The organism is Serratia sp. BW106, from assembly GCF_002607755.1.
GTDB classification, from domain to species: domain Bacteria; phylum Pseudomonadota; class Gammaproteobacteria; order Enterobacterales; family Enterobacteriaceae; genus Serratia; species Serratia proteamaculans.
On sequence record NZ_MCGS01000014.1, the window covers coordinates 1 to 26534 of the forward strand.

The 26534-nt window shown below is 47.2% G+C and carries 28 protein-coding genes; 6 read left to right on the forward strand and 22 right to left on the reverse strand.

Features of this window, described 5'->3' with window-relative positions:
* The coding region (locus BEI65_RS27400; RefSeq protein WP_157765444.1) for an autotransporter outer membrane beta-barrel domain-containing protein at window positions 1-96 on the forward strand (96 nt) is incomplete at its 5' end.
* Window positions 97-570: 474 nt separating this feature from the next.
* Window positions 571-1422 carry a helix-turn-helix domain-containing protein gene (locus BEI65_RS11255; protein WP_099063407.1) on the forward strand — a complete coding sequence of 284 codons (852 nt, stop codon included), beginning with the start codon at window positions 571-573 and terminating at the stop codon, window positions 1420-1422.
* Here BEI65_RS11255 and BEI65_RS11260 read toward each other — a convergent pair.
* The 9 genes from BEI65_RS11260 to BEI65_RS11290 all read right to left on the reverse strand — a co-directional run bounded on the left by BEI65_RS11260 (window position 1412) and on the right by BEI65_RS11290 (window position 10550).
* Complete coding sequence (locus BEI65_RS11260) at window positions 1412-3196, reverse strand: ATP-binding protein (RefSeq protein ID WP_099063408.1); 1785 nt, start codon at window positions 3194-3196, stop codon at window positions 1412-1414. The genes BEI65_RS11255 and BEI65_RS11260 overlap by 11 nt on opposite strands.
* Window positions 3193-3687, reverse strand: coding sequence for a molybdopterin-dependent oxidoreductase (locus BEI65_RS11265; protein ID WP_099063409.1), 495 nt, complete (start codon window positions 3685-3687; stop codon window positions 3193-3195). Before BEI65_RS11265 ends, BEI65_RS11260 begins: the two co-directional genes overlap by 4 nt.
* Window positions 3688-3727: 40 nt before the next feature.
* Window positions 3728-3982 (reverse strand): hypothetical protein, encoded by a 255-nt coding sequence (locus tag BEI65_RS26975; RefSeq protein WP_198404431.1) that lies wholly within the window; start codon window positions 3980-3982, stop codon window positions 3728-3730.
* 330 nt (window positions 3983-4312) lie between these two features.
* On the reverse strand, window positions 4313-4504 hold the full coding sequence (locus tag BEI65_RS11270) for an MbcA/ParS/Xre antitoxin family protein (RefSeq protein ID WP_232519078.1): 192 nt from the start codon (window positions 4502-4504) through the stop codon (window positions 4313-4315).
* Entirely contained in the window at window positions 4501-4683 is a 183-nt protein-coding gene (locus BEI65_RS26800; protein WP_157765445.1) for a hypothetical protein, read from the reverse strand. The genes BEI65_RS11270 and BEI65_RS26800 overlap by 4 nt, the downstream gene beginning before the upstream one ends.
* A 275-nt stretch (window positions 4684-4958) precedes the next feature.
* Complete coding sequence (locus tag BEI65_RS11275) at window positions 4959-5417, reverse strand: hypothetical protein (protein ID WP_099063410.1); 459 nt, start codon at window positions 5415-5417, stop codon at window positions 4959-4961.
* Window positions 5410-7503: a hypothetical protein gene (locus BEI65_RS11280; protein ID WP_099063411.1), complete on the reverse strand. Its 2094-nt coding sequence runs from the start codon at window positions 7501-7503 to the stop codon at window positions 5410-5412. Before BEI65_RS11280 ends, BEI65_RS11275 begins: the two co-directional genes overlap by 8 nt.
* Window positions 7500-9221, reverse strand: coding sequence for a hypothetical protein (locus BEI65_RS11285; RefSeq protein WP_099063412.1), 1722 nt, complete (start codon window positions 9219-9221; stop codon window positions 7500-7502). Before BEI65_RS11285 ends, BEI65_RS11280 begins: the two co-directional genes overlap by 4 nt.
* A complete protein-coding gene (locus BEI65_RS11290; RefSeq protein WP_099063413.1) occupies window positions 9222-10550 on the reverse strand; it encodes a site-specific integrase in 1329 nt (442 codons plus the stop codon).
* A 486-nt stretch (window positions 10551-11036) separates the two neighbouring features.
* Here BEI65_RS11290 and BEI65_RS11295 point away from each other — a divergent pair, with 486 nt between their 5' ends.
* On the forward strand, window positions 11037-11285 hold the full coding sequence (locus tag BEI65_RS11295) for a protein L (RefSeq protein WP_198404432.1): 249 nt from the start codon (window positions 11037-11039) through the stop codon (window positions 11283-11285).
* A gap of 412 nt (window positions 11286-11697) precedes the next feature.
* Here the strand turns inward: BEI65_RS11295 and BEI65_RS11300 are convergent, their stop codons facing one another.
* The 8 genes from BEI65_RS11300 to BEI65_RS11335 form a co-directional block, all read right to left on the reverse strand.
* Window positions 11698-12003, reverse strand: coding sequence for a DUF1003 domain-containing protein (locus BEI65_RS11300; RefSeq protein ID WP_099063414.1), 306 nt, complete (start codon window positions 12001-12003; stop codon window positions 11698-11700).
* 321 nt (window positions 12004-12324) lie between these two features.
* Window positions 12325-12939: a hypothetical protein gene (locus BEI65_RS11305; RefSeq protein WP_099063415.1), complete on the reverse strand. Its 615-nt coding sequence runs from the start codon at window positions 12937-12939 to the stop codon at window positions 12325-12327.
* A gap of 20 nt (window positions 12940-12959) precedes the next feature.
* The gene (locus BEI65_RS11310; RefSeq protein ID WP_099063416.1) at window positions 12960-13502 is read right to left on the reverse strand and encodes a 3'-5' exonuclease; all 543 of its coding nucleotides are present in this window, start codon (window positions 13500-13502) and stop codon (window positions 12960-12962) included.
* On the reverse strand, window positions 13499-14665 hold the full coding sequence (locus BEI65_RS11315) for a hypothetical protein (protein WP_099063417.1): 1167 nt from the start codon (window positions 14663-14665) through the stop codon (window positions 13499-13501). Before BEI65_RS11315 ends, BEI65_RS11310 begins: the two co-directional genes overlap by 4 nt.
* A 1-nt stretch (window position 14666) precedes the next feature.
* Window positions 14667-15569 carry an ATP-binding protein gene (locus BEI65_RS11320; RefSeq protein WP_099063418.1) on the reverse strand — a complete coding sequence of 301 codons (903 nt, stop codon included), beginning with the start codon at window positions 15567-15569 and terminating at the stop codon, window positions 14667-14669.
* On the reverse strand, window positions 15566-16057 hold the full coding sequence (locus BEI65_RS11325; protein WP_099063419.1) for a hypothetical protein: 492 nt from the start codon (window positions 16055-16057) through the stop codon (window positions 15566-15568). Before BEI65_RS11325 ends, BEI65_RS11320 begins: the two co-directional genes overlap by 4 nt.
* Window positions 16054-17004: a CBASS oligonucleotide cyclase gene (locus BEI65_RS11330; protein ID WP_099063420.1), complete on the reverse strand. Its 951-nt coding sequence runs from the start codon at window positions 17002-17004 to the stop codon at window positions 16054-16056. The genes BEI65_RS11325 and BEI65_RS11330 overlap by 4 nt, the downstream gene beginning before the upstream one ends.
* Before the next feature lie 429 nt (window positions 17005-17433).
* Entirely contained in the window at window positions 17434-17754 is a 321-nt protein-coding gene (locus tag BEI65_RS11335; RefSeq protein WP_099063421.1) for a helix-turn-helix domain-containing protein, read from the reverse strand.
* Window positions 17755-17852: 98 nt separating this feature from the next.
* On the opposite strand from BEI65_RS11335, the gene BEI65_RS11340 reads away from it, so the two are divergent.
* Window positions 17853-18422: a hypothetical protein gene (locus BEI65_RS11340; RefSeq protein WP_099063422.1), complete on the forward strand. Its 570-nt coding sequence runs from the start codon at window positions 17853-17855 to the stop codon at window positions 18420-18422.
* Window positions 18410-19804, forward strand: a complete 1395-nt coding sequence (locus BEI65_RS11345) for a DEAD/DEAH box helicase (protein WP_232519079.1) — start codon at window positions 18410-18412, stop codon at window positions 19802-19804. Before BEI65_RS11340 ends, BEI65_RS11345 begins: the two co-directional genes overlap by 13 nt.
* 257 nt (window positions 19805-20061) lie before the next feature.
* On the opposite strand, the gene BEI65_RS11350 is transcribed toward BEI65_RS11345, so the two are convergent.
* From BEI65_RS11350 to BEI65_RS11365, 4 genes are all read right to left on the reverse strand, one after another.
* On the reverse strand, window positions 20062-21204 hold the full coding sequence (locus BEI65_RS11350; protein WP_099063423.1) for a hypothetical protein: 1143 nt from the start codon (window positions 21202-21204) through the stop codon (window positions 20062-20064).
* Entirely contained in the window at window positions 21197-22222 is a 1026-nt protein-coding gene (locus tag BEI65_RS11355) for a nucleoid-associated protein (RefSeq protein WP_099063424.1), read from the reverse strand. The genes BEI65_RS11350 and BEI65_RS11355 overlap by 8 nt, the downstream gene beginning before the upstream one ends.
* A gap of 451 nt (window positions 22223-22673) precedes the next feature.
* Window positions 22674-24029: a glutathione-disulfide reductase gene (gene gorA / locus BEI65_RS11360; RefSeq protein WP_099063425.1), complete on the reverse strand. Its 1356-nt coding sequence runs from the start codon at window positions 24027-24029 to the stop codon at window positions 22674-22676.
* Window positions 24030-24158: 129 nt separating this feature from the next.
* On the reverse strand, window positions 24159-25001 hold the full coding sequence (locus tag BEI65_RS11365; protein ID WP_099063426.1) for a 23S rRNA (adenine(2030)-N(6))-methyltransferase RlmJ: 843 nt from the start codon (window positions 24999-25001) through the stop codon (window positions 24159-24161).
* Between the two features lie 135 nt (window positions 25002-25136).
* Here BEI65_RS11365 and BEI65_RS11370 point away from each other — a divergent pair, with 135 nt between their 5' ends.
* Window positions 25137-25541 carry an ASCH domain-containing protein gene (locus BEI65_RS11370; RefSeq protein WP_099063427.1) on the forward strand — a complete coding sequence of 135 codons (405 nt, stop codon included), beginning with the start codon at window positions 25137-25139 and terminating at the stop codon, window positions 25539-25541.
* Here the strand turns inward: BEI65_RS11370 and BEI65_RS11375 are convergent, their stop codons facing one another.
* Entirely contained in the window at window positions 25542-26453 is a 912-nt protein-coding gene (locus BEI65_RS11375; protein ID WP_198404434.1) for a LysR family transcriptional regulator, read from the reverse strand.
* Window positions 26454-26534: the final 81 nt, after the last annotated feature.

Below are 26534 nucleotides of genomic sequence, written 5' to 3' on the forward strand. Positions count from 1 at the left end.
AACAAGAATGCCACGCTGTCGCTGGGCTACGGTGGCCTGCTGTCGCAAAACTACCAGGACAACAGCGTCAACGCCGGTTTCACCTGGAAGTTCTGATCCAACGAACTTAAATCCTGTTACTGAAACCCTGGGGTCAGCTTGCTGGCCCTATTTTTTTGGATTTTAACGGGGTGATGACGGAGGGAGCACGTATGATGTATCACGCCGCTTTGCGGTAAAAACGACAAAAAAAACGGGACCCTTGCGGATCCCGGTTCAAAACGCGGTAAAACAGTTTAGCGCTTACGGCCCATTTACGGCGAGGGTCTGTTGCATACATTCTCTCTGCGCCGTAATCGAAACGAGCTTTCCCTGGTGTCATTGTGATTATTGGTGATGCGTTCTTACTATTGTTATATTTTTATTGTGGTGTTGCTGTGTGTCTCTTCTGATACCATGTTTGACTATATGATGTGGTATGTCAAGCAATGTTTAGATTGTACATTGTATGATATACCAGTTTTGGATCGCTTTTTTGCACGGCAAGTATGAAAACGACTGAAAAAACAGCAAAAAAAATCGAAGGAAAAAATGGATAACAATCACCAAAAATTCGATTCACAGTCGATTGCAAACCGGGTCAGGGAACTGTTTGTACATTATGGGATTGGCAAGCGTCAGCATGCTAAAGAGCTCAGCCGTATTCTGGATCTGAGTTTTTCGCATGCGCACCGTAAGCTGAAGGGGCAAAGTCCCTGGACTCTGGAGCAGATTAACAACGTTGCGGCGGCATTAGGGGAGACGCCGTCAGCGATCGTGGATCTCGGTACTGAAAATGACATCTCCGCGCAAACTATTGCACGAGATGCCATCTTTTACGTCGGCGGTGCGGAGTTAGCCTGTGTCGGCTATATCGGCCATGAGCTGGTTGGCGGAAGGACGTCGGAATATGTCGCGCTGCAACAGGCAGGGCAATGGTGTGTTTATCGTGCGGATGATGCGCCGCAGGGCCAGCGTTACAGCGTGGAACTGATCGAGGTTCGCCCAGCCGCCGTCGAAGACGAGCGTTTGAGCATTGCGGTCCTGGATGATTCACATCAGGCGGCCGATGAACTGACAAAATACCTGAACGGGCGGGGTTTCCATGCGGTGGCGTTTTATGACGTCAGCAGTTTTTGCCTGGCGTTGCAGCAGAGCCTGTTCGACGGTTATGTGGTCGACTGGCTGATCGGCCAGGAAACGGCAGACCAATGCATTGAAACCATCCGCGCTTCAGACAACCCGGATGCGCCAGTCCTGGTGCTGACCGGCCAACTGGGCACCGATCAGCGTGAGTCTGAAATCGCCAGGGCGATGCGTGATTATGACGTGCTGGGTCCTTATGAAAAGCCAGTACGGCTCCATGTGATCGAAGCCGCGCTGCTGCGGTGTTTTAACCTTTAGCGATCAGCAGTGAGGCCAGTGCGGATGACAAGGCGTCCAACCGCACCGGCTTCATTAAATAGTTGTCGAACAGCGCCCGCTGCTCGGCAGCCAGCTGTTCCGGGCTATAAGCGCTGATACCGACAATCGGGATTTGGCGATTGGGGCCCCGCTGGCTACGCAGTTGTTTCGCCAGCGCGGCACCGTCAATGCCGGGCATTTGCAAGTCCAGCAGCAATGCGTCGTAAGGGCGCCTGAGCAGCTTTTGCAGCGCCCGTTCCGACGAGTTGCACAGTTCATATTGATAGCCGAGTTTGTCCAATAGCGCAGCGAAAGCGTCACTCACCGATTTGTTGTCATCAACCACCAAAACATGCTGCTGTTTGCGCAGCAGACCCTGGTGGTGGTGCGGTATTTCGTCCAGTTGTTGATCGTCGCTGACCTCGACCGGAATACTGACGATAAAGGTACTGCCTTTTTTGATATCGCTGTAGACGGTAATGCTGCCGTCGAGCAGCGTGACCAGCCCATGCACAATCGCCAGCCCCATCCCGACGCCGCCATACTGCCGGGTATGGGATTGGTCCAACTGGGTGAAAGGCCGGAATATCTGGTCAAGCATCTCTTTTTCGATTCCGATGCCGGTGTCGGTAACTTCAATAATCAACGAATTGCCGGTCGGCTGGCGTCGCAGGCTGCTGTACAGCGTGATGGTACCGCTTTCGGTGTACTTGAACGCGTTGGTCAGCAGGTTGACGATAATCTGCCTGATGCGCAGCGGGTCAGAATGTATCTGCAGATGACCGCACTCCACCTCACACAGCAGCGTCACCTGATCTTTCTGGCGCAGCATATTGATTTCGTTAGCCGTTTCCTCGACCAGCCGTTGGACGTCGAAGGAGGCAATGCGCAGTTCCATCATACCGCTGTCCAGATGGGCATAATCGGTCAGATCTTTCATTTGGCTTTCAATTTGCTGGGCGGCGGTTTCCAGCCGCTGGAAGGTATCTGCATGCTCCGTTGACACCTTGGTATTCACCAGCACATCAATGGCGGACATAATGCTCTGCAGCGAGGTGCGTAACTCATGACCGATAGCCCCCAGAAAGGCATTTTTGGTGCGGGTGGCTTTCTCCGCCTCAATTGCCTTGGCCTGTTGGCGGATGGTCAGGCGTTGTTGACGTAGCACAATCAGAGTGATGGCAATCAAGGCGATCACCGAGAACATCACGATCACCAGACCGTAAAAAATGATATGTCGTTTTTCGATATAGTCTTCGTAGGCGGCGGTGCGTTGCTTCACTTCGGCGTGGTCGGTCAGGTTGGCCATCTCAATCGCGTAAGGCTTGATCTGCCGCATGGCCTGCGAAATCAACGAGAAATCAATCTTTGGGCTGTTCAGCAGAGTATCAATCTGATCCATTTTCGCCCGCATGTGTGCGACCACCTCGGGATAACCCGGTTCGGCGTACAGTGGCTGGGTGGATTCGGACACCGTTTCCAGCACGTAAAAACGGGAATAAAGGATTTCAAATTTAAGCCGCAGATCCTCGGCATCCACCTGCGGTGCATTTTTCAGCTGTTCGACCAGCGTATCAAACTCGGCCAGCTTGATGGAGAATTTGGCGATCGACCAGGAGTAATTTTCCTGAGTACCGGCAATAGCATACAACCCTTTCTTTGACAGGGTCGCACTGTAGTAATACAGCGTTACCGTCGAGGCCACCAGAAACAAGGCGGCAAAAATCGCCGGGATCGCCAGCCTGCTGCTGTTTTTAAACCCTGTGAGCTTCATTTGATCACAATCCTGTCCACTTGCCAGATAAAGCGTGAGTTGTAGAGCGGGGAATTCAACTCAGGCCCTGCGGCATCCCTGGGATAAACCAAAAATAGCGGTCCGAAGTTTCTGACCTTCAGCATTACGCCGTCCATCTTGTAGGCCAAAATCATATTGTATTTTTCGACGTCGGACAGCGGCACGTCGATGTAATAATCGTTCAGCGCATAAAACGTCAGCGTGCTGCCTTTGGCGCCCACACGCGCCAAAATGTCCGCCACAGCAATCCCTTCGAACTTTCTTTGCGGCGTCCAGGAGGTTGAGGTGGTGATGCTCTGCACCGGCATTGCCAACAGTTGTTTATCGGTAAACAGATAGCTTTTCTTTACCGGGTCGGTGGTGTTTTTGATGTTGCCCGAGACTTCCAGAGTAAAACTCAGCGCACTGGATTGGACGACCATCAACGCAAAAAAAGCCAACGTGATGTTTTTAAATAGCTTGAACAGCATCGGTGTTCTCCAGAGTCGCGGATGCTTGCATGAGCTCCGCTCATTGATCAGGCAAAATAATGGCAGAAAATAAAAATTTGTGTTGAAGGGAACGGTAAAGAGCACGAAAAGAAAAGGCCAGGGATTGCCCTGGCCTCGGTTTGCGCTGATTTTCGCGCTTAGCGCATGGTGACGCAATACCCATACACCATCTAAATTTATTATTCTGAGAATTAAGATAAATCAATGAATTATGTGTGTTGTTTGATTTTTTCAGAAAAAATATTTTTTTCAGAGTTGGAATCAAATCAGGCATGTCAACAAGCTCTTTGGTATGGGCAATAACCAGATTGTAACATTTGAAGCTGGTGTCTCTGGCCGTTTAGCCCTGTTTTTTAGGATGTAAATTGAAAGAAATCGAGGGATGAAGTGGTAGGGGGACTTATGTAGGAGAGCATCTTCATACGTACATTTTTCGCATCGTATACATTACAAAAACACTAAAAAATGCCGTATATGTAACGTATACGATGCGAAATGACGAGGGCAATTACACTGAAATGCCCTGTAATCGGTCCCGGCGGTATTTCCATCTCACCTGACCATGAGAGTGAGAAATGCATGCGGTTGTATGAGCACTCCAAGCTTAAGAGTAGACCCCATGTTCTATACGCAAAATTAATGAAACAACCATTAATTTTCCTTCTTCGGTACCAATGACCTCAGTAGGTGTTTTCCAGTCTAATGCTCTGTTCGGGGCGTTGAACCATTTCAAAGCGGCATCTTGGTTTCCTTCAAAAAGCGCTACAGCTTTTAGATGTAAATCTTTACTGGTCATGATCTGCAATCCTGAACGGCTTTTAGTTCTTTAATTTTGCTGCTAATTAGGGCCGGATAAACGCCAGCAAGCATACCCGTACTATAACCCTGTGCTGCTCTGACTAGCTTTCCGCTTGATAATGGCCAGCATTTCACGGGATGTTGCTCAGAAAGAAAAGTTACTTTTCCTTTATTCATATTCTCCCCTTTGCATTAAATTACTCTTCCGCAGCATTCTTCATGATGGCTCGGAAAATCCTGCTGCTTACCATGATGACGTTCAGCCTGATGCACGAAAGATACACTTCTGTGCAGAGGGGTTGCATTGCCCCATGCCTGTTGCGCTAAAATCTCTCCCGTGTGCTTCTGGTGGCTTTGTTACCCGTTTCCCGTTGGCTACCAGGATCACCTTTTCTTATGCCTCACTGATGGGTAGCCAGAAGTCACAGATAACGCAGAGATCTGCCTGGCAACTAAATTCGCTTAATATTTCGCCGCCGGGTATCAATCAGTTCTGCATTGAGATTTTCGATGATTTTTTCCAGTTCTGTTATTTTTTGTATTGCTTCCTGCAGGGCCATCATTTGCCGGTATTGATCTGCAGCTATCTGTGCATTCAGTTGCTTCAACTCGTTACATTCTCCACGAAACTTACTTTTAAGACGTTCCGCTTCCTGCGCTTTTTCCTTCCATTTTCCCATTCTGCTTGCGGAGCTGCGGGGTGGTACTGATGGATCAGACTTGTGTTTGAGTGTCGAAATCTTTTCTATAAATTCAGGGTAATAATATGCACTTCCGTTGCTAAGGCCAGCCTCTGTCTCAACGGCACGGGCACTGAGTTTTCTGGTCGGGGGGATCCGTCGGGTATCGCCGCTCAGAACACGAGCCAGCGCCTCTTCAAGGATTAGCAAGGTGTTATCTCTTTTACTCATCGGTTCTTACCCGGGGTTCAGACTGATAAGGAGCGAAACTGACAGAAAAGTCCGTCATGACTTTCTCAGCCGCTCGAATTTGCGTCATGCAGTGAGTAAATTCTGCAACAGAAGCGCCGGGATTATCGGTCAGCCAGCGGGTCAGGTTGTCATGCTTGTTCTTCCACCATATCGCCTGTTCTTCATCGATAATGCTGCCATGTGAGCCGCAATCGACACAGAAAGCCGGGTTGATTACGCCGCCCATGTCACAGTCATAACCATTTTTACAATAGGCATGCAGGGTGCCATGAAGTGTCAGCCTTTTTTCTTTCACCTGTTTCAGAAGGCTTTCCCAGTTGCGGTAAACGAGAGGAAGGTCATTTCGCATTTTCACGATGTCTTTTCCATGACTGCCTGATAAAACGCCACTCCCCTTAAACCAGCTCCAGTATTTCTGAGCAATCTGCTCATTCCCTGCCGTATCTATCATCTTCTGGAGTTCTGTATCGATTTCCACATTATGCAGCCGGGAAGGAATGCCGCCTTCGCAATACCACTCAGACATCTGGAGATAGAGATGTTTGAATTGTTGTTTGATGGCAATAGCATTTCCGAGTCTGTTCTTTATGGTGAAGAAGGCGAGTGTCCGCCTGAATTGATGAGGCGACAGTTTCCAGCACTTCCCGATTTGTACATGGTTCCTGATCCTTTCTTGGCTGTTGGGGTTAGCGCGCAAACACTCATCGTAGTCTTCCTGGCTGACATGCAGGCCCGCCAGCCGGGAATAATCTGCAAGACGCAGGTTCCAGTTAGCAACCCGCTTGGGCTGAGTGGAACGCTGGCCCTGTGAAAGCCACAGACTGTGGGCTAGCTCCTTTTCGCGAGCAGTGACAGCGTGCTCCTGGAGCTGCGTGCGCAAATGCTCCGACAGTGCAGCCACGAGTTCAATCACTTTTTGTACAATGGGAGCAACCACCCATTCAGTGTGCTTTTCACCCATTTTATGAGTCTTGGCTTTCAGGAAATGAAACGTTCTGCCGTTATAGGTTGCGCTGTAATAGCTGTAAGGAGTCAGTTCAAAAAGCTCACTTTCCCGCATGCCCGAAAATGCAGCGCAGCAGACAAAGCAGGCTGAAAACAAATTCGCGCGGTATTTGTACCACCAGATACCATTGGCTATGGCCGGGCAATCCGGGTAGCCGGACAGTTGCCGGGCAATAATATCGCGCGATTTTTGTGGTGCTAAGTAAACGGCCTCTTTTGCAAAATGATGTTTGAACTCAGCGCTCCCTTTTTTTTCATTCAGCCATTTCCAGACACCGGTACGTATTTTCTCGTTTACGGCCTGCTCACCTGCTTCATAATTTTCCTGAAGCAGGCGTTCAGTTTCGCCAAGCCTTGTTCTGTAAGGCCACGCAGTTTCCACCAGATTTACCGCGTGCTGTAACAACTTATCAGCAAGACGCTCCGGAATAGCCAGTGTTTGTTCCCGCTCCGTCGCCTCCGGGCGGCAAAGTTTCTTGCTCAGGGTCACCGGGCTGAAACTCATGTCTGAACTGTCATATTCCAGCCAGGGAAACAAGCGGCGAGCTTGCTGTATTGCGCACAGAATATGTACCAGTGTCCCCGCGCTTTTTCTCTGGGCCTCAAGGAATGAAAGGAACTTTGCCCATTGTATTGGTGCATCGAGTGCACGAATGCTGTTTAAACCGCTTTCTGCAAGAAAGCGGTAGCTCATTTTCAGCCCAGAAATGCGACCAATGATCGTCGACATTTTGGTCGGCGCACTGTACTGCAGATTTTGGGTAAACATCCATCCGTAGCAAATAAGTTTCAGCTCATATAACAGGGCTGGGTGCGGCTGGAATTCTGAAAAATCAATTTTTCGGTGTGATGCATTTTTGGTTGTGACCAGTCGTGAGCAATCCCAGCTTAGATCACCAAATTTTGCAATAACATTGCCGGACTCATTCCTGCAAATTGTAACTGCGTCCAGTCTGTTTTGCTGTTGTGCTTTGTGCAGGGCAATAACATCAAGTACCTCGGGGCATTGCTGCTCTTCGAGATCGTGAGGCAACAGAATTGTCAGTGTGCTTTTGCTCAAGGTGCCTCCGAAGTGGCTTGCGGAAGAAAGGCAATGGGTTCCTGCCAGAGTGGATGTGGGCCGTCGTCCCGGAGTTTGAAGGTTGCTTCCTGCAGAATTTTCTTATCAATACGGTTCAGAATGCTGTCGATGGCAGAAAGAACAGAGGCGTAGTTCTGATAAAAATGCCGGTGGTCCACATGCCGATAAATACTCTCTTCCAGGCATTCTTTAAAACTCATCAGGCACCAGATATCGCAGACTTCAGCGACAATTATCTGATGGGGACAGGAAAAGCATTTCATCAGATCGGAACAGGCAAATTTCTCTGTAGAAAGTAGGCCGTGTCTGCGTACCCGCGAGAGGAATTTCTCGGCCTGTTCACCAAAGGGGCTTTGGCAATAGCTGCCATGAGCCTGTTTCATGGGCGGGATATGCATCTTTAGCAGGTTCTCGTAAGCCAGAATTTCTACCCCCAGTATTTCTTTCCTGCGACGTTTTGCCTGCTCCGTATTTTCGCCGTATTGGGCTTTATCTGCCATGACAGTGACGGCATCCTGGAGCATAGACTGGTTATCAAACACATTTCCTTCGGAATAATGCCTGCGTATCGTCCGGGGGGTATTTCCCAGAAGCTCAGCCACCATTGCGGGACTATGATGTAGTTGCATCATCTGGCTACCGGTAGCGCGAAAACGAGAGATGACTGCTCTTAGTTGCTTTCCCTGGTCATCTTCCAGGTGAAAATTATTGCGAAGGAATAGGTTAAACCGCGATAGTTCCTCCGCCCTTAAAGATGATGCCTGAGAGTCCCTGATGGTTATCATAAGTCTGGGGGGGGCCTCTCCAGCCCAGTGTTCAGCAATGATATCTGAGATTTTTAATAGCTGATTGAAGAACTCAAGCGAATATTTAGGAATATTGAGCTGTCCGTGGGCACCGAATCTGAGTGTGATGATCCTGAAAGCACGGCGTTTGAAGACAGGCATCTGATACCACTTTTCTTTTGTTGAAAGAGTGGTTTCATCTGGCCGCTTAATGGCCAGCAGTGACGTTGTGTTTGCCCAGGTGTAATAGGAAAGTAGATAAGTCGCAGCGGCCATCATCTTGCTGACGGTTCCGTAAAGCGTAAAAACCGAACCTTTCCACACAAATGTCATTGTCGGTTTGTTATTCGCCGCGAAGAGATAATAATCCGGATCTTTCAAAAATTGGGCGGAGAGTTGTTTGAAAAGGGCTCGCAATAGCGGGAGCAGCTTTTTCAAATCGTTATCACTGTAGGCTTTATGCGGCGTTGCCTGAGATTTACCCAACGTTGGGATTGAATCAAACCAGTAACCCGGCTTGCCCAGTAAAATGAAGCACCGTTTAATCGATGAGAGGGTAAGAGTACACGTGCTGTTTCTTAACTCACCTATTTTATTCCTCTGAACAATGTATCCGCCATAGGTCAGGACTGATTCATGTGAGAAAACAGGTAGTGATATGTTGTCGCAGTATTCGACATATTTTTTGAGGTTGGCTAAAAGGAAACATTTTGTTGCCTCTGCATAATCAGCATCCCGGAAAGCAAGGAATAGCGATTCAGCACTGATCGGGCGCAGAACGCTTAGCGATGGGCTGCAGAGTTCTTTAGCCGGAAATCCACGGAAGTTATAACAATCAAAGTCTATTGTTATGTCACGATAACCGCCATTGCGAAGGCGCAGCACCAGGGATGCATTTTGTCCTGAACTCATTTAAAGTTGCCCATCATGGTCAGCTTCTGAGATGCGGCTCATGACCGTATCCAGTATCGAAAAAGCAAATTTCAGAGTCTCATTCATTTTCAGAAAGCGAATATATTTGAATGTTGTGCTCTCATTCTGATGTCCCATCCAGCCCATCAGACAATCCAGTGCTTCCCCTTCGGACAACCCACTTTCAAATAAGCTGTGAAGCCGATAGGTGGCATACGTACTCCGTAAATCGTGAAACCGGTAACGAAAGCCAGAATCCTTTTGGCGCAGCATATTGCGAAACGTGCCCCATCGTGCATTGAGTACTTCCGGTCGGACAGGATTGCCCTGCTGGCTTATAAAAACGGGCTCAAAGCGGGGATAAATTTCACGGTTATCCGCCCCGCCCAAGGGGGCATCCGGGAGATCCGTTGATACCTGCCGGAATTGCTTCTCCCATCGGGAGAGCCTTTTTCCTCGCCTTTCGGATAATGCGTAATGCCGTAACAGGTTCAACAGTGTCGCAGAAGCTTCGATAGTTCGTGTTTTACCAAACTTGGTTTCAACCCCATTACGGGGACCGATAGTAATGTGATAGCGGGATTTTAGCTCACTGGCCGGTCTGGCCTCCTGTAGCGCATTCACGGTAAAGCTACATGCCTCTCTCAGTCTCAGGCCACTTTCACAGGCAAGCAGTGACATCAATATGAATTCATGCGACTGATTGTTCAGGTGTGCAGCCATCAGGCTGAGGTGTTCCATTGACAGCGGGGTTAACGAAGAAACTGCCGGATTGGCATGTCGGGGAACCCGGATACGCAGGTCACTCGTTTGTATGAGGACGCGGGGTCTGAGGTGCGCCAGCATCCCGTTGTTCTGACGAGCCACAAACTCCAGTTTAAAAGGAGCTTCATTTTCACTTGAGATAACAAGATGATGGTTTTCTATCGCCCAGATATAAAATCGTACCACCTGCCCGATGCAGCTATTAGCAGTTGAGAATGCCATTTTGCCCTCTCTGGCTGCAGAGAGCAGGTCTTCTGACCTGAACCGGTATGTTGGTTTAAGCCGGTTTACGGGAGGGAAGTGATCCCATTCCAGGTTTCCGCGCTCGAGGAATCTCCAGTAACGCAGCATTGCTTTGGCTGCTGTGTTGATGTCAACGAGCCTGCTGACTGTTTTTAGATCAAGAAGCCAGTGATTGACGATTTCAACAAAATGACCCGTTTTATCATAGAGCGCAGGCAGCCCCTCAGGGCATTGAACTCCAGCGCTGTACTCTACAGACTTTTCAATGGGGCTGGGCGTTACACCAAAGGTTACGCCGGTGGAATGTATTATTCTGGCCATACCTTCTCCCCGATACTGGTTGATAAAGACAATATAGCGCCTTTCATAAAGTAAAATTCAGGGGCATGTCTGATAAATCGGATCATGGTGCGCTTACACTGACATCAGAATCGTTGCTGTTTACTGGCTTTACACCGCGAGATCCCATATTCCGCAGATAAACACGCTGACATATCTGCTTTGAGCGGGTTTTAATATAGTGAATAAAAGGAAATAGCGATGATACAAATGCAGGGTATCTGACCGCAGGAACTTTCTGTTTATTTCAGGCATAGTGCCTGAACGACATCCTTCGATGCGCTACTGGAGCAAGGTTCAACGCAGAAGCCTGAATGTTTCATCCGGGTAACTAACAGCAACGCTGAAAGGTTCTTCCGGGACAGATTCTTTGTATTTTTCAGTTAAAACATTAATTTCTTCATTGAAAAATTACCTGGAAACTTTATTCTGAAAATGGTTGTTCAACTCAAATAAAGGAATGTGCAGATGGTTTTTTACGTGCAGAGTACGAAAAAACATCTGGAAGAAACTTCTGAGCCTGAAGGTAGCGTATGGCGTTCATTATTTTCTCCGGCAGCTACATGTCCGGAATCAGGTATTTATCGCTGCTACAATTGTGGTGATGAAGTTATCTGTAACAAAGGTGATCCCCTGCCTCCTCAGAATCACAGACAGCATAATCCTTCTCATGGCGACATTGCCTGGGAACTCATCGTTATGACTAAAACCAAATAGCATGACAGTAAAAATGTAATCCGCAGGATTTAACAATTTAATTGCACTGGCTTTATTCAGAGAATACTGGGGATAGACGGTTTATCAGCTGACGATCAGCTCATTTTACACTGTCATTCAGGCAGGAAAACGAAAACCGGGGCATTTAACATGCCCCGGTTTTCGCTGGCCAAAATGAAATGGCCACTAAGATGATGGGATAGTATTTCCCAGCTTCCCCTGATGCTAGACGCAATCGTAGTAAAGCGTCAGGCATGTGGTTTCAATTACCGGCCCCCGAAAAAATTGCAATATAGGTGACAGTCCTTCATGCACACGACGCGCTCAGGCAGTCCCGGGTAGCCCGGTTGATAGCAGACGATAGTACACCCCGCCCGTAATTCGTGTTACGGGTACCTGATCGTCACACTGATTATGTAGCGCTGGCCGACATACGCTTCAGCTGTAGGGCTACCTGGCCAACTTGCCTCCGGAGGTATCCTCTCAGGAATTTCAGGATCTGCCAGACGGTCCTGAAATGACGCTTACGTTCAAGATTTGCCTTAACATCAATATTGGACTCCATTTCATTGCGTAGCTGGTCGTTGCGGACCTGTCTTTTCTGACTCATCATAATTGCCGGTGCCGTGTACGCCGACTGAAACGAAAGGAAGAGATTCAGGAGGATAAGCAGAAAGGGATCGAAACTGGATTTCCTGACGAGAAGATTAACAAGGATAAATGCTCCGGGCTAAAAACTGCCTATAAACTGTTAACCCACATTTACATACTATAGGCTGTAAAAAATGGATGTAAGACACATGATGCACAAATGCAGTAGCCTCTCCTTCGCACCCAGGATCTGCATCGATCCTGGTGCGAGTTATTTCCTGAATTGTGAAGCAAGCAGGATTTTCATGATAACCAGCACTGAAAATTGAAGAAGCAGGCCTCTGAATGTTCAGGGATAATGCAGAGTAAGGTATGCTCGCAGCTGTTACCGGACGGAGTAATTTACTGTCGCAGTGATTGAACAATTCGCTGGTATAATTTACACATTTCACTTTTTTAATGAAGTATGAGCATAAGCAGTAAAGAAGTACATTATGCCCAATGTCAGACATGCATCTGGAATGAGGATAAAGTAGTCTTGGGCATGCCAGTCATTTTTCAGGCGCATACCGAGAAAGGAAACCAGTAAGACACCCAGAATGAGGACATAACTCAGACCTGTCATAAAAGATGAAAATGTTCGATTTTTATTATAAAAATCACCTTCTCGTGTAAAACCTACACTACCGGTCGGTAGGTTTAATGCTAATCTTATATCAGTTTCAAGACCACTTAAGTACTCATAACTGCGTCTTATAAAACAAGTCTTATGGTAAAGATTTAATGTAAGATAAAAAACTACTATTATGAATATGCTTTGTATGACACCATAGGGAAAGCTATTCTTAAGCTCCTTTATTCGTTCGTCGCTTGTAATTCCGCATAATTTTGCAATGATATCAACAAGTAATGGTTGTGCCTCAGAGACATTAAAGGTCAGTAGTGTCGAAAAGCCGACAACAGCCAACAAAATAAGCAGTGACTGATTCCTGCTTTCCCATACCGAAAACGTTAAATCATAAGTTTTATGATAATGCTCAACTAGCAGTTCTTGGTTCTGCATGACAGCCTCAAAACTTTAAATTATTTAAATTTCAAAACCGCACTGAACAAATTGGCCTGAAATATTGCATCTTTCAGTGCATTATGATTAGCGGTCATTGGTACATCGAGTACTTTCGTCATATGAGATGATTTACTTTCGGACCATGACATTGCCAGTCGACCCATAAACAATGCTTTAATATCAAGTGCGCTAAAGCCAAATGGATTTTCGCCAAGGTAAACGTGAAAATAATAGTTAATGAAAGACCAGTCAAAGGGGGCATTCAGGCCAACAAAGACAGGGATATCATTTGGCGACGTCACTTGGTCTATCCAATGTTTGAAAGCCAGCATTGCCTCTTGTGGTGGAAGGCCTCTGTCCTCCAGTTCTTCAAGTGTAAGTCCGGTTATTTCGAGTGCAGCAGGAATAAATTCGGATGTTGTCGGTTTGAGTTCGCATGAGAAGTTCACATCCGTATCAGATGCCAGACATGCTCCAATACTGAGCAAACTGTATTTTCCGGGAACCGGGCCGGAGGCTTCTATATCAACAGAGATGAAAATTTCTTTTTTAACTTTCATGGCATTAACGGATCCATTGAGACTATTGTCGAGCGGGATTTAATTGAATTCCAGTGTGCAAGGAATTCACGCTTTTTGTCTTCAACCATACCTTCATCTCTCCACTTGTGGGCTGATACAGTCTGAATATCAAACGGTAACTCAGTCCCTTCCTTGGCCAGTATCATTGTGGAATGCCCTCTTCCTAATGCATATCCCAGCTCAAGGAAGCAGTTCGGTCTTGACCCCGTAAGATCTGCAATCACCACGCGGCTTCGGTGAAGTCGTTCAAAGACTTCCTGGTTGACGTTCGCATGTTCATAACCCTGGCTACCATCAACAATGACCATACGGTACCCGAGTACATCCTCCATAACGGGTGTTATAACACAATCAAAGTAATTCTTAACCGCTATGTAATCTTCATGTTCCCTGTTCATTAAACAGACAAAAAATGCCGTAGGTGGGGTAAGGTTCTTTAGAAGCTGTATCACGGTCTCAGTACGTTCTTGCGGACTTTTTCGATTAGGAAAATCCAGCAAATTAATCCAGTCATGAGACGAACGATCATCTTCTGTTTTAAAGAGTCTCTCTGAATGCGAGCTTGCCAGAGCATACTCAAATATTTTACGGGAACCTGTGTTATTTGACCCAATATTGAAATTGAGAGGGATAACTGGTTTACCGGCATCATGGTAAAGATTTGAGAGAAACAGCACCCCCTCACTCCCACCGATGGTAATGAGCACATCACCCGATCGGGACTGTATCTCCATCCTTTTACTGGCCATGTTCCAGTGGGCTGCACTTTCAATCCTGATGTGCGAGGTGCCCCGATATTCATCCCATTGTTCAATATATTCTTCGGGAATTTGCTCCTCATTTTTATGGTGTTTCACTGCAATAATAAGCGGCCCTGGGGCCCCTGAAGGCCGGAGATGAAGATTTTTTATGACCTCATTCCAGACTAACCAGTCAAAACATATCGGCTTGTTGTCACTGGAGCGAAATTTTTCGGCATCAACAGGGATCACAAAATTTGCTCCCTGACGGACCAATTCCCGAACGAGGCAGGCAACAAACGCTCGGGCTTTGTCCACCTCTTCGCCAGATGCAAGCTGTGTTTGCTCAGGAATGCTGCCCGTAATATGAATACGTCTTCCTGACAAAAATTGACCTGGCATGCTATCGATCCTCCATAACCGGTGAGGCTTTTAGTGAGAGAGCTGTCTGAAGGATAATATCGTATGATAAAGGCTTATCCGGAAAAGCTTTTGCCAGAGCTGCCGGATACAATCGTGTTCGAATGTCGGAGAACGTCCATCCGGGTTTTCCTTCATTAGGACCCGTAGCCTTAACCAGGACTCCTTTTTGCTGAGGCGATAAACCTAAACCCTGTAAATCCATATCAAATAGCGCCAGTCGCTCTGCGTCGCTGGGACGAGAAAACTCCTCCACGACAGCGGCACGGCGGATAAGGGCTGCGTCAAGTACGGATAAGCGGTTAGTACACAGGAAAACGACGACACGCCCCTGATATTTTCTCAGATCGTCAATGCACTGAATGAGGGTGTTCACTGCAACCTTATCTTCATGATGGCTATGCTCCTGCGTTCGCGATGAAGCAAGTGAGTCGCCTTCATCGATTATCAGTATGCCACGGCGATTTTTTCCAGCTGACTTTATCACCTCTGCAAATGCCTGGTTTATGAGAGTTCCCATCTCACCGACTTTGCCACTACCTCTGACTCTGTTACTGATTTTAAAAAGAATAGAATCTTCTGCACCTGAATCTTTTGCAAGCATGTTCGCAATACATTCAGCTGTTGCAGTTTTGCCAGTGCCCACATCCCCGTGAAAAATAACGAGTGGGTACTGGTCTGATACAAGACTGCAGATGGGTAAATTATTCTGATGAAACTTCACGCCCCAGGATTCCAGTTTCCCCAAGTTCAACAGTAAGCGTAACTGATTGCGGATCTTACTGTACCGATTATCGAAACCCAGCAATGTCTTCTGCCGTGATAAAAGGTGACCATCAGGTAACGGCGTCTCGCTGTCAAAAATTTTATTTTGCTGATTCATCATGAAAAATCCTTTCTTTCTATGCCATATCCATTGCTTTCATAGTCACGTCCCTTTGTAGAAGTAAGGGAGGAATGTGATGTGTCAGCAGTACTGGGTGACCAAGGGAGCATGAGTTTGGATTTCAGTTTGTCCCTTGCGGTTTGATCATAGGCGCTTGTATAGGATATGACGATCCTCAGAAAGGGCGCCGGTACGGTTGGCCACAGGACGCCGCCGGGCCTGCTCGTCTGCAGCCCGCCGGCCTCCGAATTTACAACATATCGGATAGCCCGGATTTCCTTCCCGTCACTCAGGAGTGTCAAATCGATGTGTTTAAGGTATCCGTTGCATGCTAAAAGCTCTACATCGTGCGCCCACTTTTTAACTTGCTCAACGTCGACGGCTTTTGTACTTTCGGCGATCATAATGAAGTCTGCAGTAACCCGACGCATGACATTTTGAACATCCGCCACAGAGTAGGATTCAGTTGAAGAAAATGACTGACTCATGCTTCTTCCCTTACTTTTAAACGTGGGCCAAAGAGTTCTTTCCAGATAGCCAAATCGTTCTCTACAGAAGCATGATGCGCTATCTCCCAGGCTTCGGCAGCAGCATCTACAATCTCAAGTCTTTCGTCCTCGCTCAGACGACTGGCTACATTGTTTGTTACGCAAACCGGGTCGATAATGACAACCGGATCTGAAAAATCGGGAATATCATTCCCGTTCTCAGGGAAAAAGATTTTCTCTTTCAGCCCTGACTGAGCAATGTAAAGCAGAAACTGCCTGAAGCGGTTCTCAATACTGCCTTCTTTACCATTTTTATCAAGCAGATAAGCCATAATAAGCTCAATGGTAAATGATTTTAGATGTGTTAACCCGGCATGATTTCGCCACTTTTTAGCCAAGCGAACAAGGGTTCTGAAGTCATTGTCAGTATCCTTTCTGTCACGAATAAATTTTATTTGACACGGCGCACAGGTATGAAGTTTTGTCCCCTCATGGATGTCGAATTGCCATCCATATCCGGCTTTGTCGGTGTCTTCTATCACAGGAACAACGTCAACATTTAGCCCGGATTTAACGAAGGTCACGGTTGCTGCTTTTCGCTGGAGCTGGAAATCTTCAACAGATTTGTTGGGGTAGAGTTTTACCAGAGCGTTGAAGATTTTTTCGCTGAGACTCGCGAGGGTTTCCTGGGTCACATCTTTACCAGAAATATAAAAAACCACATCCACATCGACAGGATCTTCATGTGTTTTACGCAAAATTGTAAATTTTGCAAAGGAACCAGCCTTAACAACTTTGGTTATTTTGATCTCATCCTGTTCTTTCACGGATTTTTTTAGCTCAGTAATCAGCCGATCAACCTGAGCATGGTATTCAGTTCTTTTATCCGAGGGAAGCCTCAGGACATTGCTGTCATAGTAGCGGAGTTCTGTGTTGCTGAGCGGCATGCTTGATCCTTGGTTGGGGTTTATCAGTCTGGAACTAATGGCCACTTTTTTTGGAAGGTCATAGACAAAATAGTGCCGCTTCGTTTGTTTTCAAGGATGGGGGCGAAAAAAAAGGCAGAATGCATAAGCTCGACTATTTTTGCCGAAGGGGAGGAGGATTTTACTCTTTCTTTTCACTAGGACAGACCTGAGTGATACAGCTAACGCGCGCAATGTTATTTTGGACTGGGTCGCATCAATAAGACCGAGGTGACAAGATTGCCAAATGTCGAACAAGGGTTACAGCCACTCCGGGCAGTGCAATCTCAATGCTTTAATAGCGCATAAATTCATAACTGGTTGTTATACCGCGATCAGTATAGGGTTAGTATTCGAGGCACGAAATCCTTTTACTATTCATGCATCTATTTAGGTCACCCGGTTACCACTTCACAGCGAGCTATGATTGCTTTTTTTCAAAATTGCAATCAGTTCATTCTGTTCGGCTTCAGTCAACCTGGCGATGAGACAAACCAATTCTGCAGTAGTTTCGCTCTCGCAAAAGAAGTAGTTGAGTGGTACTCCCAGTTCATCAGCCATACGCTTAAGAGTATCAATATCAGGAATATGCCTCCCTTTTTCGTAATGGTTCATACGACCGCTCGCTGAACTTGGTTCCATGCCAATTCGGATACCCAATTCTCGCTGAGTAATCCCGGCTTTCGTCCTGGCAGTTTTGAGTCTCGCAGGTATTGGGTTTGGGTGAGCCACGTATTCATCATCATTGCCCTAGAGTGCTTAGATTGTCTAAGTTTCATCGGTTTCTGTATACTTAGCAATCCTAAGTTTGAAATTCCGGATTTTTTGCAATGAAGTCTGCTGTGAAGCTACACCCATATACTTATAATTTATTGATAGAAAAAGATTTTGATACGTTCAGTTCTACTCATCTTCGGGATGCTTTGCTGAAAATTTCGGATGAATACCTTCATGCCGCTGAAGCCGGAAAGTTCGTGCGCCGCCAACTACAACGCCTGGAAACATTGGGTTTCATACTTAAAATTGAAGATAACAGCGGACGATCAAAGGTGTTGTACAAAAAAACTGAAAGCTTTTATTCAACGACGTTTATTGCCGGAAGAATTCCAAAGAACTCATGCCTGAAAGTTGTTACTGAAAAAAAGAAATCTCCATTTCAAGATGATGATGTTTTTTTGGCTAACTTGAATCATGAGAAGGTAATTCATGAAGCCAAACTTGCTGTCGTTCTGAGCGAAATTGAGGAATACAAATCACTGATGCATCGTTTTCCAGACAGAAAAAAGGAGTTAATAGACTTTTATGATGAGGCAAAAAATCATTCAGCAAGATTGCTGGGGCAGGTAACAGCTTTGTCAAAAGTGCTTGGCCTGCGTACTGAAGGGCAATGCACGTGTTAAGAATATGGCAACAACAATGCGCCGATGCGGCAGTAGCAAAATATCAGTCCGGGTCTCCACATTTCCTGTGTCTTGCGAGTCCGGGAGCAGGAAAAACTGTGATGGCTGCTGAGGTTGCCAGGAGGATGATGGAACTCGGTATGGTAGATCTTATACTATGCTTTGCGCCTTCTTCAGCGGTAGTTTCATCTATAGAAAGTACTTTCTCACGCGTTTTAAAAAGTAATTTTTCTGGTGGTCTGGGGGCGGTTGGAGCCGCTTATACGTATCATAGTTTAATCCACTTCGATAAGAGCTTCTGGCGCTCTTTGAAGCGGCATCGCTTATTAGTTATCATGGACGAAATCCATCATTGCTCCGGTAGTTCTGCGGAGAATGCCAATATTTGGGGAGAGGAAATACGGTCCAAAATTCAGCACTATGCGAACTTTACTCTGGCGTTATCAGGTACTCCTTGGCGAACAGATAATGTGCCCATTGTGCTTGCAAATTACACAGCTCCTGATGGACAAGTCAGTTGTGACTACATTTATGGTCTAAAAGATGCAATCCATGATAATGTCTGCCGAAAACCAAGAGTTGTGCTGATAAACAGTAATAATTTAGTATTTTCATCAGAAAATAAAGTTAAAACTTTCGGTTCAATCTCAGATTTTCTGAGTGAAAATTTAGTTTCTTACCGGTCAATAGTCTGGCACCCCGATGCTATGAAGTATGTAATAAAAGCGGGCTGTGAGAAGCTCACTCAAATAAGAAAAATCAATTCAGATGCGGGAGGGCTCATTGTTGCTTCTTCTGTCGAACATGCGTACCAACTTCTAAATATTGTAGAAAAGGATTTTTGTCAATCTGCAACTATTGTGACATACCATGATAAAGATGCGCTTTCAAAGATTGCGCATTTCCGCGAGGGCGCAACTGAATGGATTATAAGCGTAGGAATGATTAGTGAGGGTACGGATATCCCCCGCCTTCAGGTATGTTGTCATCTCAGTACAATTAAAACTGAACTTTATTTCAGGCAGGTACTGGGTAGGATTTTACGGGTGAGTCATAAGGAAAATCAGGATGCCTGGTTATTTACTTTGGCGACTGATGAGCTGACATTATACTCTGAGAGGCTGGTAAACGACGTACCTAAAGACTATCAGGTTGTGCATGAAATCCCTGCGGAAAAAACATTTTCAATAGATTACACATCGTCAACATTTGTGGGGGGCAACCAAGAAAAAGAAATACAAATGCCAAAGCATCTTGGGCTGGAGATAAATTTTTTTGAAGGGGAAAGCTCAAGTTCATTAACCTTAAATAAATTATATCAATTGAGAATTGGCGCAATGTATCAACGTGTTATCGATGCCTTTATTTTTCCGCACTCTTGAGTGTGGTTGTATAAGCACAAGCATTATATGTTATTTTATTTTTTCATTTCTCGGGGGGGGGGGGGTGCAGATGATAACTGTTCTTTTTTTTAAACAGATGATTGAGTTTGAGTGTTGTAGTCATGCTTTAAATATCAATAAGGAATGACTGTGGTTTTCAGCATTAGGGTGTCGTCGCAGCACAACAGGAATAATGCCTGTTGATATATGTAGACTAAAACCAACTATTATATCTTGATTTGAATGTGCGCAAATTTTTAATATGTAAGGAAAAAGTATATTATCACACTATATAAAACGCTTATGGCAAGTACAGCGCCGACGCACCTGATTGCTATTCGCTGTGCGAAGAGGCGCCTGTCGATAGCATCAAAAGTAATGCATATATCTTCATAAATAGACTTGTATAACTTCTTCGCTTGTTTTTTCTTGTATTCGACTTCCTCTTCAATTGTGCTAAGTGTTTGCATCTGATTAAATAAACTTATAATCAGTAATATTGCGAAAATAAAAGAGCCAATAATGATTGCAGTATTACTGATGGCCTGAACATCCCAGCCATTAGCTTTTTTCATTTGTGTAGCGACAATCATGGTTGATATAGGTATACCCAATATCTGATTTTGGATATCTGAAAATGTTTTATGTATTTTCCCAAACTCTTCAACTTTTGCCGCTTTAAGCTGGTCGATGATTTTTTCATAGGAAAAACCAGAAACAAAAATACGATATCCTTTTCTGAGGCTCTCATTAAACGCTTGCGCATCAGATAAAATCTGTGGGAATACCTTTTTCATTTCAAAGGTAGAACACAATGATTTAACACAGTTACCTAAAATAGTAAGTTTCTGTTCTCTGTGTGTATCATCGTTGAACAGTATGATGATAGATTCTATACAATCTTTATTTAAGTTATCTAAATCATCAACATTATAGATGACAGGAATTTTGAGTGTGTCCGTATCAAAGTAAACAAGTTCGTTCAGTGCGGGATCCATATACGCCGCGCTTTCTTTTAGTAGACCTAATAATGCTATAATAACTCTGTACTTTTCTATAAGCGCAGGTGCCACCCGGTCGCTATTAAGGAAATCGAGCTGAGAAATATAATAGTGTGCTGGTTCAGTGGTTCTGTTTTGTGGGTTTTTTAATAAATCCTCCATTGTTTGATAGACAGAACCTATCTGAACTCTGGGAGGGCTAATGGTAAGCGTGAGGGTATTACCAATATAAATGTCATCTTCATTGCAGGCGATACCATATTTCCTGACATCCAGAATAAGTTCTTTTAATAACAACACTTCTTCTTGATTTTCAATAGTATACGACCCACTGGCACGAGACGTACCAAAGGATGTTTTTCTATATACTTTGACTAAATCAGAAAGATTTTTACTCATCCGGGGTTCCGTACTCTTCCAGCATCTCTGCGCGTAGCGATTCAGGTACATTTCTCAGGATAAAAATATCCGAGGCACAATCATAAAAAACATCACCATCAAGCACTGCCTGGCGGTTAAATTTTAGGGTCCAGTGGCTGGATTTGCCCCTGAAGGTTACCAGTTCGCGGATAACATTTCCATCAGGTACAAAGCCGTCTGAGAGCTCGAAGGCCTCATTAACAAGTACTTCCTGAAGGTCTTCCGGAGCTTCTGGCCAGATAGCATTGCTGAATGTGATGACATCAAAACCCTGCTGGTTTGTATTCAGCTCTTTTAGCTCATCATATGCACGATTGAAAAAATCTTCCCGTGCTTCTCCCTCCATGTTCTGAGCAGTTGCAAAACTCTGTAGTGCAGTTTTAAGCTTCTGAGTTTCTTTTTTCGCCAGAAAAACATCATCACAACCCAGAAACTTTTTAAAGTATTCTGCAACAGTATTTTGACCCTTCAGGAAGCTGATGTAGCGTTCTTTTCCACTAGTCCAGCCTGTTAAATCGATTTTACCAGCGACGCGAAGTTTGGCGATATCCAAGTACTCGCTAGCTGTGATATCAAAATCCGTGAAAGCAGAACCAACTGTAGAGGTAAGCATAGCGACAAGAACATCTTCCTGCCCGTCAATATCGATATGGGCGACAACAACAATGCCCCCTGTTGACAGGGGGGCTTCGTTTGCCCGACTGGCCAAGTGTTGGATCATTCGACAGGACGTTGGATAGAATGCAACTGTACGAGAAACAAAGTAATCTTCGACAATGTTCCCCATGGGATAGTTGTCACGATTATCTTCAAACCGACCATATCCCTTTCCGCCTCTTCCACTGTACCGCTCAAGAATGTGCTCTAGGAGTGTTGTAATTGCAGCATGGGCAGGGCGCTCAGCAGGAGCCTCAATGAGTTCAGCATTTTCATGCTGCTCCTTATTCATTACATGGACAACGAAATGCTTAATGTGCCCATTACTGAGAGTAGTCATCTTCGGATCCCTTAAGAAAATTAGATATTTGAAGAAATAAGAATAAACCGAAATGTAGAATTTCTTCAAAAAAAATCGCCAGTGAGTCTAACTTATCAGAATATTTTGTTTTTCATACAGAGAGAAAGTTTACGCAGAAGCCTTCCAGCATTGTTTGATTTTATGGATATATTTGGAAAGTATTTCATAGTTCACTTGATAAGTATGAGGTGAAGTGTGGAGCGCGAAGACATAAATCAGCTCAGCTGAAGCCCTCTAAGCAGGCTACGTGGTCTGAACTGGATGTGATTTATGGTCAGGTGTATGCACCAAGGATCTGCACTCCTGCGTACCAAAGCCTTCCGGATGAAAAGTTGAAAACATGACCATAATATTCTTAATTGTATGAAAAAACTGGCCCTTTGCGGCCAGTTTTTCAGCGATAAAAAGGTGTGGGAATGAATTTTCTACACTAACCTGTCATGGTGACAAACTCTTCGGCAGCGGTCGGGTGGATCGCCACGGTGTTGTCGAAGTCTTTCTTGGTGGCGCCCATCTTGATTGCCACGGCGAAGCCCTGCAGGATCTCGTCCATGCCGAAGCCGATACCGTGCAGGCCAACAATCTTCTCTTCTTTACCTACACACACCAGTTTCATGCGGCACGGCTGACGGTGCTGCGTCACGGCGCTGTACATGGCGGTAAATGAAGATTTATACACTTTCACGCTGTCCGCCCCGAATTTCTCGATGGCTTCCGGCTCGGTCAGGCCGATAGTGCCGATTGGCGGGTGGCTGAACACCACGGTAGCGATGTTGCTGTAATCCAGGTGCTCTTCCGGCTTGTTGTTGAACAGACGCTCGGACAGGCGGCGACCGGCGGCCACGGCAACCGGGGTCAGTTCAACGGCACCGGTGTTATCACCCACCGCGTAAATGCCTGCTACGTTGGTGTTCTGGTATTTATCGACGTCGATGTAGCCATTTTCGTTGGTTTTCACCCCGGTCACGGCCAGATTCAGGTTATCGGTCGCCGGTTCGCGGCCAATCGCCCACACCAGGCTGTCGACGATGAATTCCTTGCCGTTTTCCAACTGCAGCGTCAGGCTGCCGTCGGCGTTCTTGACGATGGCCTTCGGTACCGAGTCGGTGTGCAGGCTTGGCCCTTCGGTGTTCATCACTTCCACCAGGGTTTCGACAATCATCGGATCGAAGCTGCGCAGCGGCGCGTGTTTACGCACGAACAGGTGCGTTTCGGCACCCAACGCGTTCAGCACACCGGCGATTTCTACCGCGATATAGCCCGCGCCTACGATGGCAACGCGTTTTGGCATGGCGTCCAGATCGAAGAAACCGTCGGAATCGATGCCGTATTCTGCACCCGGAATGTCCGGGTGGCTTGGGCGACCGCCGGTGGCGATCAGAATATGGTCGGCAGTGATTTTCTCACCGTTCACTTCCACCGTATGGGCGTCGATAAAGCGCGCAAAACCTTTGATCACGTCGACTTTGTTTTTGCCCAGCACGTTGTCGTAGGAATTATGGATGCGGTCGATATAGGCGGTGCGGTTAGCCACCAGTTTTTTCCAGTCAAACGCATTGACGGTGGTATCGAAACCGTAATCCGGGCCGTACAGGTGAATAGCCTCGGCGATCTGCGCCGCGTGCCACATAACTTTTTTCGGTACACAACCCACGTTGACGCAGGTGCCGCCCAGTTCCTTGGCTTCAATCAGTGCGCATTTCTGGCCGTACATGGCTGCCCGGTTGATCGATGCGATGCCGCCGCTGCCGCCGCCAATTGCTAGATAATCGTAATGTTTGGTCATCTGGGATTTCCATGAATTGTGTGAATCGAAGAGCGTAAGAGTTTAACGCCTGATGCAGGTTTGTCGCAAAGATTGCGTCGATGGCTGTGATAGGTGGGGTAAAGGCGCGGCGGGCCGCGCCCCGGAAGCTTATTCCGGCACCACCCAGTTCACCAACTGGTGACCATTGCCCGACGGCACCAGGATTTTGTGCAGCCACGGCAGCACGTTTTTCATCTGTTGTTCCAGCTTCCACGGCGGGTTAATCACGATCATGCCGGAGGCCGTCATGCCGCGCTGGTCGCTGTCGGGTCTGACCGCCAGTTCGATCTGCAGAATATTGCGGATGCCGGTGGCTTCCAGCTCTTTCAGCATGCGCTTGATCTGCTGGCGCATCACCACGGGATACCACAGCGCGTAAGTGCCGGTAGCAAAGCGCTTGTAGCCTTCCTGCAGGCCTTTGACCACGTCCTGGTAATCGGTTTTCATTTCGTACGGCGGATCCATCAGGATCAGCCCGCGGCGTGAAAGTGGCGGCAATTGGGATTTCAACTGTTGGTAGCCGTCGGCGCGCTGCACCTTGGCGCGCTCGTCCTTCTGGAACTCATTACGCAGCAACGGGAAGTCGCTCGGGTGCAGTTCGGTCAGGTGAATTTTATCCTGCGGACGCAGCAGTTGGCGGGCAATCAGCGGCGAGCCAGGGTAGTAACGCAGTCTTTCGCCGCGGTTAAAGTTGTGCACTACGCTCATGTAGGCCGCCAGTTCTTCCGGCAGATCGTCACGTTGCCACAGCAGGCCTATGCCTTCCAGGTATTCCCCGGTGCGCTCGGCGTGTTCACCGCTCAGCTGATAGCGCCCTGCGCCGGAGTGGGTATCCAGGTACAGGAACGGCTTGTCTTTTTCTTTCAGCGATTCAATGATCAGGCTTTGAACGGTGTGCTTGAGCACGTCGGCGTGGTTGCCGGCGTGGAAACTGTGGCGGTAACTTAACATGGCTTGTGGTAATTCCTTGTGCTCCCGACGGAGCGTGCTGAACAGAATAAAGGCTTATATTCTGCACAGTATAAACTGTCTGGGCGGGAAAAACCGGAATGCGTTACCACAGACCCTCTATCAAGGAGCAGGACAATGACCGAGTCGGCTATTTTGGCTAACTATCCCGGCGCACCGCGCTGGCAATTTGGCGACAGCCCGGCGCTGGCGGATGAGCTGTTGCAACGGGTGCTCGACGGCGACAAAACCGCAACCTGTGGTTCCTATATCACCTATCAACAAGCGAAATCACCGCTGGTTGGGGATTATAACGTGATCCTTAATGGCCGGGGTGAACCCGCCTGCGTCATCAGAACGCTTTCACTGAAGCTGACTCGTTACTGTGACATCACCGCCGAGATGGCCGCGCTGGAAGGCGAGGGGGATAAGAGCCTGGCCTTCTGGCGCGAGGAACATCAGGCATTTTTTACTCGGGAAGGCACCTTTTCGCCACAAATGTGGCTGGTATTTGAAGAGTTTGACCTGGTTGAGGTCCTCTAGTTACGCGGCAGGTTGCTCTAGCGCAGCTACCACCTGTTCGCGCAACCAGCTATGGGCCGGATCGAGGTGCGAACGTTCATGCCATACCATCACCATGTCATAGCCTGGCAGTGCCAGCGGCACCGGGCAGGTGCGCAGGCTGCCCAGCAGTTCACCCAGCATGCGTGAAGGCAGCATGGCTACCATATCGGATTTTGCCAGCAGCGTGGGGATGAATAGGAAGTGCGGCAGCGACATCACTACCCGACGTGCCAACCCCTGTGCCTCCAGCAGCGTGTCGGTCAGGGTACGAAAACCGCCGCCGTCCTGTGAAACCATCACAAATTCCAGCTGGCAGAACTGCTCCAGTGAAGGAGGGGTCTGTAATAACGGGTGGTCACGGCGGCCCACCAGCAGGTAGTTCTCGTGAAATAACTGGCGGTGACGTAGCCCGGCTGGCGCTTCTTCACGGGCCAGAAAACCCAGGTCGATCACGCCGTCGGCCAAATCACGACTCATGGTTTTGGGCGACGCTTCGCGGATCGCCAGACGGGATTTGGGCGCTGCCAGCCGCAGTTTGGGCAGCATCGGCAGCAGAATGGCATATTCGGCCGCGTCGGCGGCGGCCAACTGCCAGGTCATTTCGGCCTGCAGCGGATCAAAGGGATGTTCCGGCGCCACCAAACGACCAAGGTCTGCCAGCGTCTGGCGCAGTGGCGTCAGCAGGCCGAGTGCACGCGCCGTGGGCAACATGCCGCGTGGGCCGGGTAGCAGCAGGGGATCGTGATAAATCTCACGCAGTTTGGCGAGCTGAATACTGACTGAAGGTTGGCTCAGATTAAGGCGGGCCGCCGCCCGCGTGACGTTACGCTCGCTGAGCAGCGCTTCCAGCGTGACCAGCAAATTGAGATCGACCCGCTTTAAATTGTTGATAACTATTCCTCGTATTAAATCTATCAATTTCAACTATAGCTCCAATCCTCCTACCGTGGAACGGACGCCGGAAAAGCCGGT